General features: G+C 44.7%; 14 protein-coding genes. 6 read left to right on the forward strand and 8 right to left on the reverse strand.

From position 1 onward, the window contains the following. Window positions 1-15: 15 nt before the first annotated feature. From G5B00_RS15760 to G5B00_RS15770, 3 genes are all read right to left on the reverse strand, one after another. Window positions 16-1,926, reverse strand: a complete 1,911-nt coding sequence (locus tag G5B00_RS15760) for a DUF3857 domain-containing transglutaminase family protein (protein ID WP_163877648.1) — start codon at window positions 1,924-1,926, stop codon at window positions 16-18. After that, window positions 1,923-3,896 carry a DUF3857 domain-containing protein gene (locus tag G5B00_RS15765; protein WP_163877651.1) on the reverse strand — a complete coding sequence of 658 codons (1,974 nt, stop codon included), beginning with the start codon at window positions 3,894-3,896 and terminating at the stop codon, window positions 1,923-1,925. Before G5B00_RS15765 ends, G5B00_RS15760 begins: the two co-directional genes overlap by 4 nt. Window positions 3,897-3,994: 98 nt before the next feature. Further along, a complete protein-coding gene (locus tag G5B00_RS15770; protein ID WP_163877653.1) occupies window positions 3,995-5,773 on the reverse strand; it encodes an ABC transporter ATP-binding protein in 1,779 nt (592 codons plus the stop codon). A gap of 71 nt (window positions 5,774-5,844) precedes the next feature. Between G5B00_RS15770 and G5B00_RS15775 the strand changes: the two genes are divergently transcribed. From G5B00_RS15775 to G5B00_RS18295, 6 genes are all read left to right on the forward strand, one after another. Continuing rightward, on the forward strand, window positions 5,845-6,090 hold the full coding sequence (locus G5B00_RS15775) for an SRPBCC domain-containing protein (protein WP_317168855.1): 246 nt from the start codon (window positions 5,845-5,847) through the stop codon (window positions 6,088-6,090). 26 nt (window positions 6,091-6,116) lie between these two features. Beyond that, window positions 6,117-6,491, forward strand: coding sequence for a DoxX family protein (locus G5B00_RS15780; protein ID WP_163877656.1), 375 nt, complete (start codon window positions 6,117-6,119; stop codon window positions 6,489-6,491). Next, window positions 6,484-6,864 carry an iron chaperone gene (locus G5B00_RS15785; RefSeq protein ID WP_163877659.1) on the forward strand — a complete coding sequence of 127 codons (381 nt, stop codon included), beginning with the start codon at window positions 6,484-6,486 and terminating at the stop codon, window positions 6,862-6,864. Before G5B00_RS15780 ends, G5B00_RS15785 begins: the two co-directional genes overlap by 8 nt. A 26-nt stretch (window positions 6,865-6,890) precedes the next feature. Next, window positions 6,891-7,340, forward strand: a complete 450-nt coding sequence (locus G5B00_RS15790) for an SRPBCC family protein (RefSeq protein ID WP_163877662.1) — start codon at window positions 6,891-6,893, stop codon at window positions 7,338-7,340. Between the two features lie 6 nt (window positions 7,341-7,346). Continuing rightward, a complete protein-coding gene (locus G5B00_RS15795; protein WP_163877664.1) occupies window positions 7,347-7,748 on the forward strand; it encodes a glyoxalase in 402 nt (133 codons plus the stop codon). Between the two features lie 210 nt (window positions 7,749-7,958). Then, window positions 7,959-8,093 carry a hypothetical protein gene (locus G5B00_RS18295; RefSeq protein ID WP_255453802.1) on the forward strand — a complete coding sequence of 45 codons (135 nt, stop codon included), beginning with the start codon at window positions 7,959-7,961 and terminating at the stop codon, window positions 8,091-8,093. Between the two features lie 69 nt (window positions 8,094-8,162). On the opposite strand, the gene bglX is transcribed toward G5B00_RS18295, so the two are convergent. The 5 genes from bglX to G5B00_RS15820 all read right to left on the reverse strand — a co-directional run bounded on the left by bglX (window position 8,163) and on the right by G5B00_RS15820 (window position 18,114). Then, window positions 8,163-10,448 carry a beta-glucosidase BglX gene (gene bglX / locus G5B00_RS15800; RefSeq protein ID WP_163877667.1) on the reverse strand — a complete coding sequence of 762 codons (2,286 nt, stop codon included), beginning with the start codon at window positions 10,446-10,448 and terminating at the stop codon, window positions 8,163-8,165. Between the two features lie 64 nt (window positions 10,449-10,512). Continuing rightward, a complete protein-coding gene (locus G5B00_RS15805; RefSeq protein ID WP_163877670.1) occupies window positions 10,513-11,883 on the reverse strand; it encodes a glucoamylase family protein in 1,371 nt (456 codons plus the stop codon). Between the two features lie 77 nt (window positions 11,884-11,960). Further along, a complete protein-coding gene (locus G5B00_RS15810; RefSeq protein WP_163877673.1) occupies window positions 11,961-13,481 on the reverse strand; it encodes a DUF4886 domain-containing protein in 1,521 nt (506 codons plus the stop codon). Between the two features lie 98 nt (window positions 13,482-13,579). After that, window positions 13,580-15,076, reverse strand: a complete 1,497-nt coding sequence (locus G5B00_RS15815) for a RagB/SusD family nutrient uptake outer membrane protein (RefSeq protein ID WP_240894533.1) — start codon at window positions 15,074-15,076, stop codon at window positions 13,580-13,582. Window positions 15,077-15,096: 20 nt separating this feature from the next. After that, on the reverse strand, window positions 15,097-18,114 hold the full coding sequence (locus G5B00_RS15820) for a SusC/RagA family TonB-linked outer membrane protein (RefSeq protein WP_163877679.1): 3,018 nt from the start codon (window positions 18,112-18,114) through the stop codon (window positions 15,097-15,099). Window positions 18,115-18,292 lie beyond the last annotated feature (178 nt).

Genomic DNA, 18,292 nt, shown 5'->3' on the forward strand with positions numbered 1-18,292 from the left:
AAGATAGTAATTTCTTTAATTACTTACCAAAGGAATATTAAATTTTCCCCTGTCCAACGCGGATACTTCACGCATAAAGTCAAAGAACTTGTCATAGTCCTCTGGGGGATATGTGCCGTCATGGACCTCTAAGATACGTGAAAAGTTTATTTTATCGCCTTCCGGTATGATTTTTAGCTCAAATCGCCCCATGGGACATGTCAGTGTTTTGTCAATAGGATCCACCTCGCCCTGTATAGGATTGGGTAAGGTAAATTCAAATTTATCTGTGTCGGTATAGCCTCTGTTGATATAGACTTTGTTGGTGCGGTTTCTGGTTTCGGGAATGCTGGCCGTACGATTAAAAATGTTGGGCTGAATGATCATATGATCTCCATTTCGGACGATGTAATTTTTGATCCGAAGATCCATATCTTCCGTGATTTTTAGGTCTGCATTATTGTCATGCATTTGGTAGGCAACATGTTCGAACAGGATGTTGTCGACATTATAATCTTCTTTTAATGCCTTGTTGAGTTCATTGGGAGGAAGTGAGGTATGGGGAAAGCGATCACCGAATTGGGCTCCTGAAAATGTCGTTGTCAACCTGCCTGATACGGAACCGGATGCATCAATGACAAATTTTCCCTGTCGTACCTGTAGGTTGTTTTGTGCATCGTATTGAGGAGTATGGAGTAGTTTTCCTCCTTCCGGCGTACAGGCCAGCACGAGCCTATCGTCTGTGAAGTTGCCCAAAAAACCGAATGGGATTTTATTGTTTGTACATTCTAACCACACCGTGTCGCCAGCCAGAGGTATGCAAAGAATGATATGGTTGCCATCTACGATATTGGCAAAATCTCTATCCAGATCTATCTTGGTATTTCCGGCTTCGACAATGCAGTAGTGGGAAGGTATGCCGACGGCATCCAGTAGGGCATACATGTAGTTGACCAAAGCTTTGCAATCCCCATAGCCCAACCGCTCTACATAAGAAGCGGGGAAAGGTTCTATACCACCTATACCTACTTGAATGCTGATGTAGCGTGTCTTCTGCTGCATATAGGCATAGAGTGCTTGTGCTTTCTCCTTGTCGGTCGCATATTTGGAAGCGATCTCTTTTGCTTTTTCCACTGTCGCTTGGGGCAAATCATTTTTGTCCTTTAGTAATTCCTCGTAGACCCATTTTCCGAGATCTTCCCAATCGTTTATTTCTCCTTTTTTCTTGAAGTAGTAGAATTTTTTTGGGACGATCTTGACGTAGATTTCGTCCGGCGAGTGTATAGGGGAGTAGGGTTCCTGTTTTCGTGCAGGTAGATTATCGGCTTTCCATGTATATGTTTTTGACTTTTCGGTCTGTTCGGTGATGACCGCAGAGGGAATATTTTCTTCCTTGATGCGCAACTCCTGCTCGGGTTTACAAGTGAATTGGTACGTACTGTTTTCTACGGCAATGTTGGGTATGGAGTTGGGGTTCCAGTATGGAATGTGCAGACTTTGGCTATGTTTGATCTCATAGGTATAGACGATGGTGTACGGATAGGCATGTACAGAAGGCGTATAGTGTTTGACGCGTACATCATCATACAAGCTTGCTTGGCTACTGGCACTGTAATCAGAAAAATCCTTGGTCCCGAATTTACCGATGGGTTTGCCAAATTCATCGTAGATCACCCCCTCAATTTTTCGGATTGATTTTCCTTTATTGTAATATAAGCCGATATTGCTGTATTCTTCACCGGATTTGTTCATAATGGTGATAGCCCGGCTCACTTTTTCCGTGATATGGGCATCATTCTTCATGTCGATCAGCACATGCTCATGCCTTACAATAGCGGCGGCTCTGCTTTTGAGGGCAAAGGGTATCCGTTCTACGGCATAGTCTTGGGCAGATGCACGGAATATCCATCCGCTCAGTAAAATAAAAAGAATAAAGATCCTTATCATGGGGTGTATGTAAAGAGATGATCTACTTTAAGTTGTTGGATAATGCGTGAGAACAGTTCTTTCAAATGGAAATATTCATCTGTATTGTAGATGGCCTTGTTCAAGGCAAGCTGTTGGTCTACGGTAAGTACATGATTCTCAAAACTGCTCTTATAGATATATTGCGCTGCTTTGTCAGGCAGTACCAAGCTGATGCTTTTGGGAGCCGATTTTAGGTTGATATCTTCGGGAAAACGGATAGAGATATGGTGGTTTTCTGCTTTTCTTGAACCAATATCGACAGGATATGTCCTGTCGTCCAGGTTGAAGGGATTGCGAGTGGTCCGGTTGACAAAGATGGGGTTGATTGTAAAACTTCCCGAAGTAATGGAGTCGCCAACGGTTATTTCTACCACCGAAGTTTCTATCAACGGAAAGGTATTGTCTTCCACATTGGAGAGATCGAGTTTTTTGATTCGGATATTCGTCAGCCTTTCATCCAATTTTTCCTCGTACTCCTCCTTAGAGGCGTATTTGAGAATGGACTGTCTCTTTTGGAAGGCATCGTAACCCAAAGAAGTGACTGTGAGCTGTCCCACGATTTTGCCGGATTTCAGGTATTCGCCAGAGAAAGAATAGGAAGTTTCTGCGGGTAAGGGATTGACCAACGGAATCCATTCGGACGATTTTCGCGAATAGATGATCCGTCCACGGTCATTGATGGCTCTAAGGGGAAGTTCTCCAAAAGAGAGCAGAGGCTCGGAAGCATCGGCCAATAGGATTTTTCCATCGATTTTTACTCCACAGACGAGATAGTTGAATTCGGAAATCACAGGATATAAGGTGTTGGGCACGATATTGTCCCGCGTGGAGACCAATACAGGGTAGGCTTCCAATCCGCCAGCTTGAAGTGCAACAGTCAGTGCCAGGTTGATATCGGCTATATTTCCCGATCTGTTTTCAAAACTGTTTTTTACACCGTTTTGGCTGTACTTACCGTAATATTTGTTCCATCGGATATGTTTTTGGATGAAATGGTAGATTTCGCTGGCTTTTTTGTAGGGATCCGTAATGGACAATATTTCTGATGGAAATACTTTTTTGAAAAAATTGGCTTCTTTCAGTTGACCTCCAAAACTTTTGTCCGACATCAGTTCTCTGTCTACATCTGCCCACTCTTGTGTGTACTTTTTGACAGCACCTCTGGGGTCTGTGGACTCCTCCAGCTCAAAGTGTATGGCCGATAGATAGTTTTTGGGAGCCAACATATACTCCTCTTCGATAAAGGCCGGAATGTCTTCCATAATATACGTGATATCCGAACAATCCATCTTTGCACCGTTGAAGTTAAGGCATTCCCGGTATATCTTGGATTTGGTGTCCTTGACTTTTAAGGTACCCCGTAAGGTTACATTGTACTTGAACATGGCCGGAATAACGGCATTGTACTCACTGCTTATTTTTGGGATATCAGCTTGGAAAGCCCATGTTCTGAACTTGAAGATATCGGGGGAAACGACCGTGTATTCGACATCGATCACTGATGCGGTACGTATGTCGGGCAGCGTAAATTTCGTGACTTTAAGGTATTCGCTGACTTTTTCGGTAAAGATATCCTTGATTTTGAGAGAGGTAGTGCTGATAGAACCATCAGGAGCAAGATTATAGGTCCTCGCTTTGATATCAATGATATACTCCGATGTCGAACCATATGTGTACAGCGGAATGCGGTAATCGGCATGTTTGTATCCTTCCTGATTCACTATCTTGGTACGCGCACCATAGCGATGGAAAACCATCAGAGCCATGTCTGCATCACTTTTTTGGATCATGGTGCTCCCTCTTTCCAAGAGGATCACGGCATTGGCAGTCGTGTCGATTGCAAAGGTTTGAGTAAGCAGTTCGTTCTTGCTGATGTCTGGTAAGTGAATGACCTGACTATATGCAAGTGTCTGCAATAATAGGAAGGAAAACACAAAAAGAGCCTTCATATAGCTATAGGGTTGGTAATCTACCGTGAATATACAAAATTAATGTGAGTTGAGGTAGGGGCAAAACATGTTTTGCCTTGATTTTGCAAATCTGATTGTTACTCTACAGCTTGGAGCAGTTGGCTTTCGTAGAGATTGGCATATTCTCCATTTTGTGCCATGAGTTGGTCATGTGTGCCTTGTTCTATGATTTTGCCATGGTCCAATACGATGATATGGTCGGCATTTTTGATGGTCGATACCCGGTGTGCAATGAAGATCGATGTCCTATCCTTCATGATGCGGGAGAGATTGTGGAGGATTTGTTCTTCGGTCTTGGTGTCTACAGCCGATAGGCAGTCATCAAATATCAATATTTTGGGGTCTTTGATCAGTGCCCGGGCAATGGATACCCGTTGTTTTTGTCCTCCGGACAGTGTGATACCTCTTTCCCCTATATGGGTTTGAAAGCCTTTTTCAAAAGCCATGATGTTGTCATACACCACTGCATCTTTTGCGGCTTGTTCGATCCGCTCGTCGTCGGCCTCGTCCAAGCCAAAAGCAATATTATTGGCAATGGTATCCGAAAACAAAAAGACCTGCTGAGGAACAAAACCTATTTGGTGCCGTATGGATCTAAAGTCATAATCCTTTAGAGGTATATCATCTATACGGATACTACCTTGGTCAGCATCGTACATACGCAACAACAGATTTGCCAGCGTGGTCTTGCCAGAACCTGTTCGGCCGATAATGGCCAATGTACTGCCGCGAGGGATATGTACATTGATATCGTCCAATGCTTTGATGCCTGTTTCGGGATAGGTAAAGGAAACATGTGAAAGCCGTATGTCCCCTTCTATGCTTCGTTCGACAGTACCATTGACGATCTGAGGTTGGGTCTTCAAGAACTCGTTGATCCGCTTTTGAGAGGCTGCTGCACGTTGTATCAATGAAGTGACCCAAGCCAATGCCATTGCGGGAAAGGTAAGCTGATTGACGTAGATGATGAATTCGGCGATATTACCGGCTGTAATCGTACCTTTATTGACCTCTATACCACCTATGTAGACGGTGATAATGGTACTGAAACCTATCAAGAAAATAATCAATGGAAAAAAGACAGCCTGTACACGTACCAAATCAAGCGACCTGTTCCGGTAGGCATTGCTCTCATTGGCAAATTCGGCCATTTTTTCCGGTTCTTTAGTATAGGTTTTGACGACCCGGATACCCGAAAATGTTTCCTGTACAAAAGAGGACAGTTTGGAGAGCTGTGCCTGTATCTGTGTACTACGCCTGTTGATGATCTTATTGATAAAAAGGATGATGATAGCGATGATGGGGATAGGAATCAATGAATAGGTAGCCAATGTAGGGTTTACGTCGTACATGGCATAGATGACCATGAGCGATAGCGTGACGGTATTGATGGCGTACATGATGGCAGGTCCCAGGTAGTTGCGTACTTGATTGACATCTTCTGTCGCCCTGTTCATGAGATCACCTGTATTGTTTTTTCGGAAAAAAGAGAAGTCCAACTCTTGATAATGGTTGTAGATCTCATTTTTGAGATCGTATTCGATATATCTTGAAATCAGTATGATCGACTGTCTCATCAAGAAAAGAAATAGACCTCGTATCAGCGCAAGCAGGAGAACGATTGCCCCAAAGAGCAAAAGACTGCTCCCAAAGATTTGATAGATGAGCTCCTGGCGTTCGAAACCGTCGTACAGTCGGTAAAGATCAATATTCTCCTTGACCAGATCGAAGGCTTCGCGGATGACCTTTGCCGGAAGAATAGCGAAATAGTTGGACAAGACCACAAAGATCACCCCCGGAATGAGCCGCCATTTATACTTATAAAAGTACTTGTTGAGATACGCCAGTTCTTTCATATATCCAGACAAAGGTACTGCTTTCTGCTGAAATATTTGTTTATATGATTTGTATATCTCTAGATTGAGACGTGTATCGGAGGGGCTTCATTGAACGTCGTGAATTTACACCTCATTATGATAATGTGGAGCTACATCGGGAGATCACGTATACGATGCCTGATGGCAGAAAGACGACCACACTGTTTACCTCACAAGATGGTAAGACCAATATACAAACCACATTCGATGCTGAAACAGAAAATGACCCTGAATTTCAGAAACAAGGTTGGCAGGCTATATTGGACAGTTTTGTACGCTATGTTGAATCAAATTAATTTATAAACCACTAATCGTTACGAAAATGAAGAAACGTAAAATAATCTTTTGGGTGGCTACGATCCTCATCATCCTTTGGGAAGGTGTCATGCCACTTAGCACCCTGCTGTTTGCACCGGAACAGGCAACCGTAGGGACAAGACCCTTGGGCTATCCCGATTACTTTGCCTGTGCGCTGATCATCTGTAAGGTACTGGGCGTTTTTGCAATTTCTTATCCTGGCATACCCGTCAAACTAAAGGAATGGGCCTATGCGGGGCTTACCTTCAACCTGATCTTCGCATTCATCAGTCACGCCTGTGTAGACAAAAATATAGGCTTTATGCTGTTGCCGTTGGTGGTGTTGGTTATCCTCGCTATTTCTTACGTATATAATCCTAAACTGCGGACAAATGGCTAAGACAGATTATCAAAGTATCGATGCGTATCACCAGGCTTTTAGCGGTGATACGTTAGCACGGATGCAAACCATCCGCAAAATCATCAATGAACTCGTATCCGATGCGGTGGAAGGGATCAGTTATCAAATACCGTGCTTTAAGTACCATGGTTATTTGATCTACTATTGTGCATTTCCCAAACATATTTCTTTGTCACATCCGTATAGTGCAAAATTTTGGGAACACTTCAAAGCAGATCTGAAGGGGTATAAAACCAGTAAGTCTGTTATCCAGATTCCAAATGAAAAACCGCTGTCCGAAGCATCGATCAGGAAAATCATTGCATTCCAAAAAAAGGAGAATGAGGAAAAAGCGAAGCATAACAAGAAATAATTAATAACAAATTAAATTTTATGATCATGGAAAGTAATTCAATATCATTACATCGGGTAATCAAGGCAAGTCCGGAAAAAGTGTTCCGCGCATTTGCCGACCCTTTAGCCCATGCAACTTGGCTGCCTCCTTATGGCTTTGTATGTACCGTTCAGGAGATGAACTTTAAGGTCGGGGGGAAGTACCACATGACGTTTGTTAATTTCAGCACCGGGCATGGACATTCTTTTGGTGGAACGTACGTTGAGATAAAACCCAATACATTTATTAAATACACGGATGAGTTTGATAACCCCGGTTTACCGGGAAAAATGACAACGTCCGTCTGGCTGAAAGCTGTTTCGTACGGTACGGAACTTAAGGTGGTGCAGGAGGGAATTCCTTCGGCCATACCGGCAGAGATGTGTTATTTGGGCTGGCAGGAATCGCTGGAGAAATTAATGAAGCTCGTAGAGCCTGAAATTCCTGATGCATAACCTGATATGGCTGTCTTTAATCATGGTAAATTTGTGAGTGCGGTCTTCATTACATTTTCTGGTAATTGTAGGAGAGCACTCACCTATTACCAAACCTGCTTTGAAGGTACCTTACAATTTGAAACTTTTGAAAAGGAATTGGAAGGTTATACAGACATGCCTGTCGTGAGTGGATCGCTGGTTTCTGATAGCATTATCATTCATGGTTCGGATCTGGTGCACAATGAAGGAAGGATACTTGGCAACTATATGTCTATTTTTATGCATTGTAAAAATATGGACGATAGACAAATGCTGATTGAAAAACTGGAACGTCATCAAGAGAGTCTTCTCGTCAGACATAATATTGACCAAAAGCTAGTTGAAGTAATCGATGCTTTTGATGTGAGGTGGATATTGAGTGTCTGAAAATGCTTTGGCGATAATCGTGAAGTGGGTATAAATAGTTTTGTTTTACGCTATCAGGATACTTGATTTCCTGGTATTTGAGGTTCCACATGGAGGATTTATACAATCTGTTTTGCCGTGTACATGGCAAAATAATAAAAAGCAAATTATATTCGAATATGTTGTTGTGAATAGGGCAGTAGTGTGAAATTATAATTTACTGATAGTCAGATGTTGATAGGTGGGTATGGATACTTTGTATATATCGATGGAACCCCGGCGAAGATAACAGAGCAGGCGGGATATATGGTCAATAAGAAAGCCGTGGACGGCAAGATGGAGATCTATTTTACGGATAAGAAATAGTATAAACTCGTTGTGCATTATATTGCTAAATTATTTTCTTTGCCGGGCCTTTTGATGGATAGGAGCCCATTACATACGCAGTGAAAACTCGGCTTCCTTTACCTCTTTGGAATCGGTGCCGATAGATAGTTTAAAGTCACCGGGCTCTGCAACGAACTCCAAGTCATTATTATAAAACTTCAGATCTTCCACACTGATTTCAAATGTAATATTCCGACTTTCTCCTTTCTTTAGGAATATCTTTTGGAACCCTTTAAGCTCTTTGACAGGACGCGTGATTGAACCGACAAGATCGCATATATAAAGCTGTACCACTTCTTCGCCGTCATAATTGCCAGTATTGGTTATAGAGACAGTCGCTGTGATCTTATCATTTACACCCAAGGTATTTTTATCCAGTTGGATATCACCATAAGAAAATGTGGTATAGCTTAGCCCATACCCAAAAGGGTAGAGGGGTTCGTTGGTGATGTCGAGATAGTTGGAGCGAAATTTTTCGAACCATGCTCCCGAAGCTAGAGGACGTCCGGTGTTTTTAGTGCTGTAATACAATGGGATCTGTCCGACATTCTGAGGAAAGGTCACGGGAAGTTTACCCGACGGGTTCACGTCTCCAAAGAGAACATCTGCCACCGCTTTACCGGTTTCCGTTCCGCCAAACCAAACGTTCAATATAGCAGGTACATGTTCGTTTTCCCAGATTAATGTTAACGGACGACCCGCGAATAACACCAATACAACGGGTTTACCCGTTTTCAGCAAAGCTTCCAATAATCTTTTTTGTGTGTCGGGAATATCCAGCTCTGTACGGCTGGAACTTTCGCCGCTCATTTCGGAGGATTCTCCCAATGCTGCAACGATGACATCTGCCGATTCTGCAACTCGTAGTGCTTCGGCAATAATTTCTGTTTCGGGACGTTCGTCTCTGGGTATCGTACGTCCAAACATCGTGGCACGCTCTTGGTATGCTGCATCCGACATCAAGTTAGCACCCAAATGCTGTACTATGTTTACCTTATCGCCCAAAGCGTCTTGCATACCTTCCAATAGGCTAGGTGTATTCTGCAGGTCAGCACTTACACTCCACGTTCCGGGTATATTGGATCGGGTGTTTGATAACGGGCCTATAAGAGCGACCGTACCTTTTTTTTGTAAGGGCAGGGTATTGTTTTCATTTTTTAGAAGCACAAAAGACTTACCGGCTATTTCACGTGCTTTGGCCAAATGGGCTGTGGTCAGGATATGGTTCTTTGCACGTTCTTCATCGCAGTATCGGAATGGATCCTCAAAAAGTCCCAATTTGTATTTTGTTTCCAGTATAAGCCTGCAAGCCTCATCGATCTCGGCCTGTGTCACTTTCCCTTCATCCAATGATTTTTTTAGTGTGCTCAAAAAACCTTCACCGACCATATCCATGTGTACTCCTGCCTTTAGCGCCAATGCAGACACGGTCTGCAGATCACCCAGACCATGATCCATCAGCTCATTGATAGCGGTATAGTCGGTCACGACCATCCCTTTGAATCCCCATTGATTGCGCAGTATATCCGTCATCAACCATCTGTTTGCTGTGGCAGGCACACCATTGATATCGTTGAAGGAGGTCATGACCGTTCCTGCGCCGGCATCTATAGCGGCTTTATAAGGGGGCAAGTATTCGTTGTACATGCGATGAAGACTCATATCGGTGGTATGATAGTCTCTCCCCGCTTCTGCGGCTCCATAGAGCGCAAAATGCTTGACACACGCCATGAGGGTATTGTGCGCCTTGAGGTCGTCACCTTGATATCCTTTGACCATTTCGGCCGCTATTCGCGAACTGAGATAGGTGTCTTCGCCATTTCCCTCTGATATCCGCCCCCAACGTGGATCCCTGGAAATATCGACCATAGGTGAAAATGTCCAATTTAAGCCGTCGGCACTGGCCTCTACTGCGGCGATACGTGCGGATTCCCGAATAAGCCCCATGTCCCAGGTCGCTGCAAGGCCGAGTGGGATAGGAAACATTGTTTTATATCCATGGATAACGTCCATACCAAAAATAAGGGGGATACCCAAACGCGAATGCTTCACTGCCAACTCTTGTGCGGTTCGGATTTTGGCCGGTGAAGACATACTGAAAATTCCGCCGATCTTGCCGGCTTTAATCTTGGCTTCAACACCTGTGGATACTACGGATCCGGTGACAGCCTCTCCACCCGTAACCAGATTCAATTGCCCAATCTTTTCCTCTACCGTCATTTTGCTCATGAGCTCCAAAATGAATCGGTCCATTTGGGAATTTGTTTGGGCTGTCGTGCTGACTGTCCAGATTGTAACGATACCGAGCATCCATATTGCAAGTTTGTTTATCATTTCATTTTCGTTTTTGAAGAGGTACGATTTCAATGTGCATCATTAGAAGGCTTGTTTCACTTTTCTATTTCAGATATGTACTCGAAAAGCCCAGTTTACGTAAACCTTTCTGTACATCGGGTGCTCCCATAAAGAGGTCCCAGATAAAGGCATCTTTGTAATTCTGGATCATCACCACCATCGGTCCCTGATCGATAGCTAAGTAGCGTTGTGGAAACCAATCCGCTGTTTCGCTGTACGCATCATAGAAGCCGTATTTGCCCCATACCTTGTCACCGATACTGTCTTTCAGATAACGCATAAAGCTGATGCTTTCCTTGGGTGTATAGGGTATGGACGAAATGGCCGCTGCAGGGGAGATGACGCCCGTCGGATCGTTGTCCGGATGGTGGGCATTATATCCATTTGTGGAATAACTGGCTGTCCATCCCCAACCTTTATCTGCACCATAGCCTTTAAATTGTTTGGGATTATGTTCAGCATAAGCGATGTTAATTTTCGTGTGGTTAGTGACTAAGTCCTGATAGTTGGCATACTGATCCGATAGGCCCATTGGATTCAGCCCTAAAAAGGAATAATGCGACCAGAACAAGGGGCCTACTTCTCCTTCCTTGGCATTGTGCTTCAATACGGTAGGGATTTCGTATTTAGTCATTGACGTGCGAATGGCACCGTCGCGTGCCCAACCCTTATGATAAGTGTCTGCCGGGATGGGATGGGTAGGGGATGAAGCACCTAGGATATAGGCGATCATACACTCGTCAAACCCTTGGATGGCATGATTCATACCCCATTCGTGTTTTGGGCTCCAATGCCAGTAAAGCACATTCTTTCCATTGCGATAAAAATCCCAGTCGATACCTTGCCAAAGTTTATCTGCTTTTGCTGCTATTTTTTTCTCTGCATCGTTGCCATTTTTATAGTATTCGCGTATGCAGATCAAGGCTTCTGCCATAAACGCCGTCTCGACAATGTCTCCACCATCGTCGCTTTCGCTGAAAGCCTTTGGTTTGCCGGTATCACCAAAATACCAGTGTGACCAAGCACCTTGAAAGCGTTCGATATTTCCCAAAAAGGTGAGGGCTTTTTCTATGCGAGCCAAACCTTCTTCTTTAGTAATAAATTCATTGTGTATGCCTACCAGTACAGCCATTAGGCCGAAACCGCTTCCGCCAATGGTGATGACATTTTCATCGTTTTCGGGATATTTTCCGTCGATATGTACACGTTCGCGTGCCAATCCGGAATTCGGTTCGGCACCATCCCAGAAATAATGGAATGTCTGTTTCTGGACAAGCGTAATCAACGAGTCATCGGATAATGTATCGCTCAAATCCTCTATACCTGTGTTGGCGTTGTTTTCTGTTTTGGGTGCAGAACAATTTAGGAGTAGTATGCTCAGTATGGTCGTGAATGTCAAATATATAAACTTCATTGTTCAAGATAGTGAGATGTAAAATCAACTATCGGATCCATTGGGAATCCGATAGTTGGTTAAAGAGTCATCAAATATTAATTTGATGGTTGGATGCGCATGGCATTAATATAAAAGAACTTGTTTACATGTGTATTGTTAGCACCTGCGGTTACTGTTATCGTAATCTCTCCATTACTGTTCGGTGTAATAGCATTAGGGCTACAGACTACCGGTGGATGGGCAGGCGGCGTGGTAGAAGTAAGCACAGATACAGTACTTGTGTTTGCTCCTTCTGCGATAAAGGCTGTTTCCCTAACGTTTACATCGCCTCCCTCTCTAGATGCATAGTAGCAGAGTTCATAGGATTTTTCAGGATCTAGTCCGTAAAGCTTAAAGACGCCTTTTTCATAGGCTGGCGTCGTTCCCCAATCCAAAGCATGCCCAAAGAAAGATCTTCTTGCTACCGATTCAGGGATAGAAAACGGAGTTGAGCCGACAAATGGGACACCATTTGTATTGACACCATTAAACTTCTCAAGCATCGTATAGGATATACCGGTAAATTCACCGTTTTCATCCCTCAGGTTGGATATACTGAAACCAACATTGTTGTCTGACACAGTAATTCCATTCCATCCGTCTGTAGCTACATTTTGTCCAAAATCGAGATAGATGGGATCGACAAATTCAAAGCTGCCACCCCAATCTTTGTAATCTACCATGTCGGTCACTGACGAAGGTTGGGCCATAGCCATATGTGCAGCCTGTTGGGCAATTTCGGCTTCATAGGCAGACATACCCGCAGGTACATAGGTGTTGCCCAGTACGCTCTGGCCTGTCAATACTTCAAACCATACGCACGCGGCTGTGTAACGGCCGATACCGGCGTTCAGATGGTATCCATCACTGGTTACATTATCGCCGATGATGCTTGTCCGTACGTTTTGTATGGCTGTGCCCGCCGGAACGATTGCATCGATGGCTACAAGATCTTTGGCTCTGTTGACAGCATCAACAATGGCCGAATACATCGTCATTTGATTGTTACTGTAGTTGGCAAATCCCGAGTGGGTAGATGTCTGTGCATAAGCCCAGGTCTGATGGAGAAGAAACTTAACTGTCGGATTCTTTGCTCTTGGTGCGACATACTCGTATACAAATGGCAATGACGCTGCCCAGGTTTCATACTGCCCGGAGTTTTGGCTGACTTGCTGAAAACTAACATGTGTCCAGTTTTCATCCGCTAATGCGCGGTGTATACTGAAGCCACCCGTAGTGGTTTTCTCCCCATTACGGTCGATTTTTCGGTAACTGTATGTGTTGGCATTCTGCTGTACATTGTTTCTGTGCAATTCTAGTGATGCGCCATCGATGTGTAAGTTTCCGATAGTCATCGGAATACCTGCGGCCTGTGCTAGTCCCGATAGATGTGTTTCTAAGGCATCTGTCGAAAAGCTGTTGCCGATGGCCAGTACACGGATACTTCCGTCATCCTCAGGATCGGGAATTATTTCGCCCATCGCGGGACGATCCATCTTTTGGCAGGAACTGAATGTTAGTGTTCCGGCCAAGATGCCAAATAGCAGTAATAAACGGGTATATATATGTTTTTTCATGTTATATATGCTTAATGTGAATTCCTAATTAAGAATTGCGAATGAGATAATTAGGAATTTTGTATATTAATAATCGAATTGTAATTCATCATTATCAATTATAAATAATCCGGATTTTGAACCAATACACCACCCGAACGGTCGATCTCCACTTGTGGGATCGGGTAGAAGCGATGTTTTGCCTGATAAGTTGTGTGACCTGCGGCCTGCATCGTTTGTACATCGATTCCCCAACGGATCAGGTCGTAGAAGCGTTCATTTTCCATACCGAGCTCTACCTGACGTTCGTGGCGTATAGCCTGACGCAATTGTTCCTGATCCTGTGTGGTTACCTCCGGTAGGATAGCATTATTATTTCCTCTGGCTCTGGCCCTGACCATTTCCAGATATTCGAGTGCCAAATCCGTATTAGCCTCACCGCCTACTTCATTGGCCGCTTCTGCTGCCAATAGCACGATATCGGCATAACGGATAATCCTTACATTAAACCATTGTCCCATTCGGCTTCCATACTTTGTCCGCAGAGCAGGGTTGGTGTACACTTTTTTGTTGTAGTAAGGGCGTGGCAAACCGCTGGGGAGTACTTCGCCATAGGGCGTATTGAGCTGTCCGCTAAATAGAACGGTGGCTTCGCGACGCGGATCACCTGGTTCAAAAGCATTGAGCAATCGCTCATTCGGTACATTAAAGCCCCAGCCGAGATCCCACTGTCCGGAACCGCGTACTCCCTGACGTGAGGCATATGTCACCCCAAAATTCTGTACACCGTCATAGTAAGCCTGTATCTCAAAAATAGATTCTTTGCTGTTTTCGCTCTCTTCTCTGAAGATCATGTCGTAGGGAACACTCAGGTCATATACTCCTGAACTCATGACGGCCTGTGCCGATATCAATGCTTCTGCATAGCGATGACGTGCCATGAGGGTTTTGGTCCGGAGTGCCAGTGCAGCTCCGCGGGTAAGACGGCCGGCAAACCCTACCCATGTATCGGGCAGATTAGTGACGGCATCCTGCAGATCGGAATCGATCAGTTCGTAAATCTTCGGAATAGTAGACTTAGGTCTGTTGGCTGAAGCCTGATCCGTGATACGAAAGTCGATGATCGGTACCTCTCCAAAGGTACGGACCAGATTAAAGTAAGCCCATGCCCGAAGAAATTTTGCTTCGGCGATATTGGTCAGGGTTCCTGCTGTAAGATTGTCCAATGAATCTGCGGCGGACAAGACATTGTTGGCCCTGTTGATCAAACCATAATGTCCTGTCCAATAGTCGGGTGCATACCAATGTGTCAGTGAATAGTTGAAATTATCATAGATAGGACCCCCTACAGCGTAGTCATTGTCATTACTGCCCAAATTGGCATCATCCGAACGGATATTGTGCAGGCCTACATACTGCAATCCGCTCGTCCCTTCGCTACGCAATGCGGCATAGGCTGCAAAAACATGCTCTTCCAAAGAACCTGTAGGCAGGTCATCTTCGGTAAAACGTCCCAAAGGCTTAATATCCAACCAGTCCGTGCCACAACTTGTCATGAACAGTACTGCCACCATAGATAGGAAAAGCATCCTGCTGTTGTTATTTAGTGCTTTCATTATTATCGTCATTTTACGGTTTAAAAATTCATGTTTATACCAAAGGTGTATATGGCCGGAACAGGGTAGGTCCCATTGTCCACACCAAATGAGATAGCGCTACCTCCGATTTCGGGGGTAAATCCTGTATTTCGGGAGAGTGTAAACATATTCTGTGCGTTCATGAACAGCCTCAGGTTCTTTAGTTTTATTCGGGATAAGCTCTCCTGAGGGAACCGGTATGCTAATGTGACATCTCTCAGACGGAAAAAGCTACCATCTTCAATGAAATATGAAGAAATCTCCCTATTGGCTGCACGTCCATCATCGAGTATCGGCTCCCAGTTGCTGGTGCCCGGGCCTGTCCAGCGTGCTATTCTATCCTGTAAAAAGTTGCCGGTGGCCGATTGTCTATTCCATGTACGCATGATCTCGTTGCCATAGACACCCTGAAACTCGATGTTTAGATCAAAGTTTTTGTAGGATGCAGAGGTGGATAGACCGTAATAGAAGTCTGGTGTAGGGTTACCGATCATCGTACGGTCATTGGCATCGATACGTTCGGGACCTCCTTCCGTATTGGTCGTCACATTACGGAAACGAATATCTCCTGGACGAAAAACGCCACTTCCGATACCATTTTGAACATTGTACTGGTCAATCTCAGCCTGCGTCTGGAATATACCATCATGGACGTAGCCATAAAAATAAGCGATCGGGTATCCGGCAATAGTCCGTGAAGGTGGATTTGCTATCTGGTACCCATCGGTGGAGAGTTTCTTGACCATGTTCTTTACTGTAGTGATATTTCCTCCGAAAGATAGTGACCAATCATCATTTAGGCGTTGATTCCATCGGGCGGAGGCTTCGATCCCTTTATTCTCGATATTTCCGATGTTGCTCAATCCCGGGATAGTTCCAAACATACCCGGCACCCTGACCATCACACCATCTGTATTTTTGTAATAATAGACAGCTTCTACATTCAATCTGTTTTGGAGGGCAGTCAGCTCAAAGCCCGCTTCCCAGCTTTTTACGATCTCCCAGTGCAGATTCGGATCAGGGATATATTCCGGACCGTAAGCCGGGACAAGCTCATCACCAAAGACAGCAGAACTTCCGGCCTGTAGTACAGGATACATCGGGTAGGAAAGACCGACATTCTGATTGCCTAAGCCACCCACCGAACCCCGTATCTTCAGGTTGTTGATGATATCCTGATCTTGCATAAAGTCTTCACGGCTTACGACCCAGGCACCACCGACGGCTATGAAATTCTGCCAAGGCTTCCTATTCTTGGCAAAAGCGGAACTACCGTCACGACGGAAAGAAGCATTGAGCAGATATTTGCTGTCGTAGTTGTACAATACCCGTGCTAAGTAGGATACCGTACGGGCCTCAGAGGCAGTTCCGTTACCGGTCTGTCTGGCGGCATCGCCGATCCCTACGAACCAATAGTCCGGATTATTGGGGATCGGTATACTATTCTCTCCTTGTGTTCTGCTTGCACTGACCGACTGCATTCCCTGTGTATAAGTCGTGAAACCGAGCATTCCGGTAAAATGGTGCAAGCCAAAGCTATTCTTATAGTTGAGCAACCAGTCTGTCTGGTACTTATAATGTTTATTTTGAGATTGGTTCACAGAAGTATATTGGTTTCCGACCCAATGGGTTTTGTCATCTTCCGCAATTTCCGGGTTGTACTGGGCAAGCACTGCCATGTAACTCCTAGATGGATTGAACCCATAATCAGCGGACAGGTTGACACGGAAATTGAAATGGGATAGAAAGTCGATCTCTGCGTAGCTGTTGGCTACCACACGGTAGTTTAGGCTGATATTGGAATCTTTCCTTTCTTCGATAGCCAGCAAGGGGTTGTTTACCTGCGCACGCTGAAAGTCGGGCATCGTATGATATAGCCCATATTCTTCGTTGTAGACGGGGGCAATAGGCGCTGCCTGTATCGCTCCGAACACGTCGCGATTTACCGGCAGGTGCGCACGGTACCCATTCAGCACAATCCCGGTCCGGAAATTGTCGGTAAGCCGGAGTTCATCCGAAATATTGAACGTAAACTGTTTGTGTCTTTCGTGGCTGATAATTCCCTGATCAAGCGAATAGCCTACCCCCATCCGAAAGGTGTTGCGCTCGGTGGCACCGCTTACGCTGAGGTTGTTGTAGTTGATGATACCGTTCTTGAATATTTCGTCTTGCCAATCCGTATCTCCTGTCCAATGGGTATAATCGTAAGTATCATTCCCCTGATTGAAACGTAGCTCATCGTACAGCTCTTTAAACTGCTCCGCATTGGTCATTTTCATCCGGTGATTGACATCTTTGATACCAAGACGGGAGCTAAACTCAAAATCTAATTGCCCTGTTTTGGCTCTTTTTGTGGTGATGGCAATGACACCATTGGCACCGCGTACCCCAAAGATGGCGAGTGACGAAGGATCTTTCAATACATCGATGCTTTCGATATCGGCAGGATTGAGAAAGTTGATGTTATCATTGAGCAATCCGTCCACGACATACAGCGGTTTGACCGAATTGATGGAGTTCGTTCCCCGGATACGGATATCCGGTTCTTGTCCGGGGCGACCGGAGTTCGTGACCTGTAAACCCGCCACTTTACCTTGCAGGCTGGCTACGGGGTTGGTACCGGGTCTGTCCACGATGTCGTCACCCTTTATCTGCGTGATAGATCCCGTCAAATCTCGTTTGCTGGCTGTACCATACCCGATGACGACGACCTCTTCCAGAGCCTGGTCTTCGCTGACCAATAAAACTTCCAACGTTTCCCGGTCACCAACGGTCATTGTTTGTGACGTATAACCGATAAAGCGAAAAGTGAGTACTTCGGAGGGACGTGCCTCTAGGGTAAACCGGCCCGTTCCATCCGTCTGAACGCCCGTTCCGTCAGGTTTAGCAATACTGACCCCCGGTATACCTTCTAAGGATTGGCTGTCTTTTACCGTCCCGGTGATCGTTTTTACCTGTGTATATCCATAGGATAGGACAGCGGTCAAAAACAAAAAAAGTAAAAATAACTTCCTCATAAAAATAGTTTGTTAATTGTTTATAATTGTGGCACAATAATAGGTTATCGTAACACAGCGTTTATAATATCAACAAAGATGTGATGTATAGATTGTATGACAAAATAATAGCATTTCACATTACTACATCATGTATAAATACCTGCTACATTAGAAAGTTTTTATTTTGCTAACTTGT

This window comes from Parapedobacter sp. SGR-10, assembly GCF_011030405.1.
Taxonomy (GTDB): Bacteria; Bacteroidota; Bacteroidia; order Sphingobacteriales; family Sphingobacteriaceae; genus Sphingobacterium.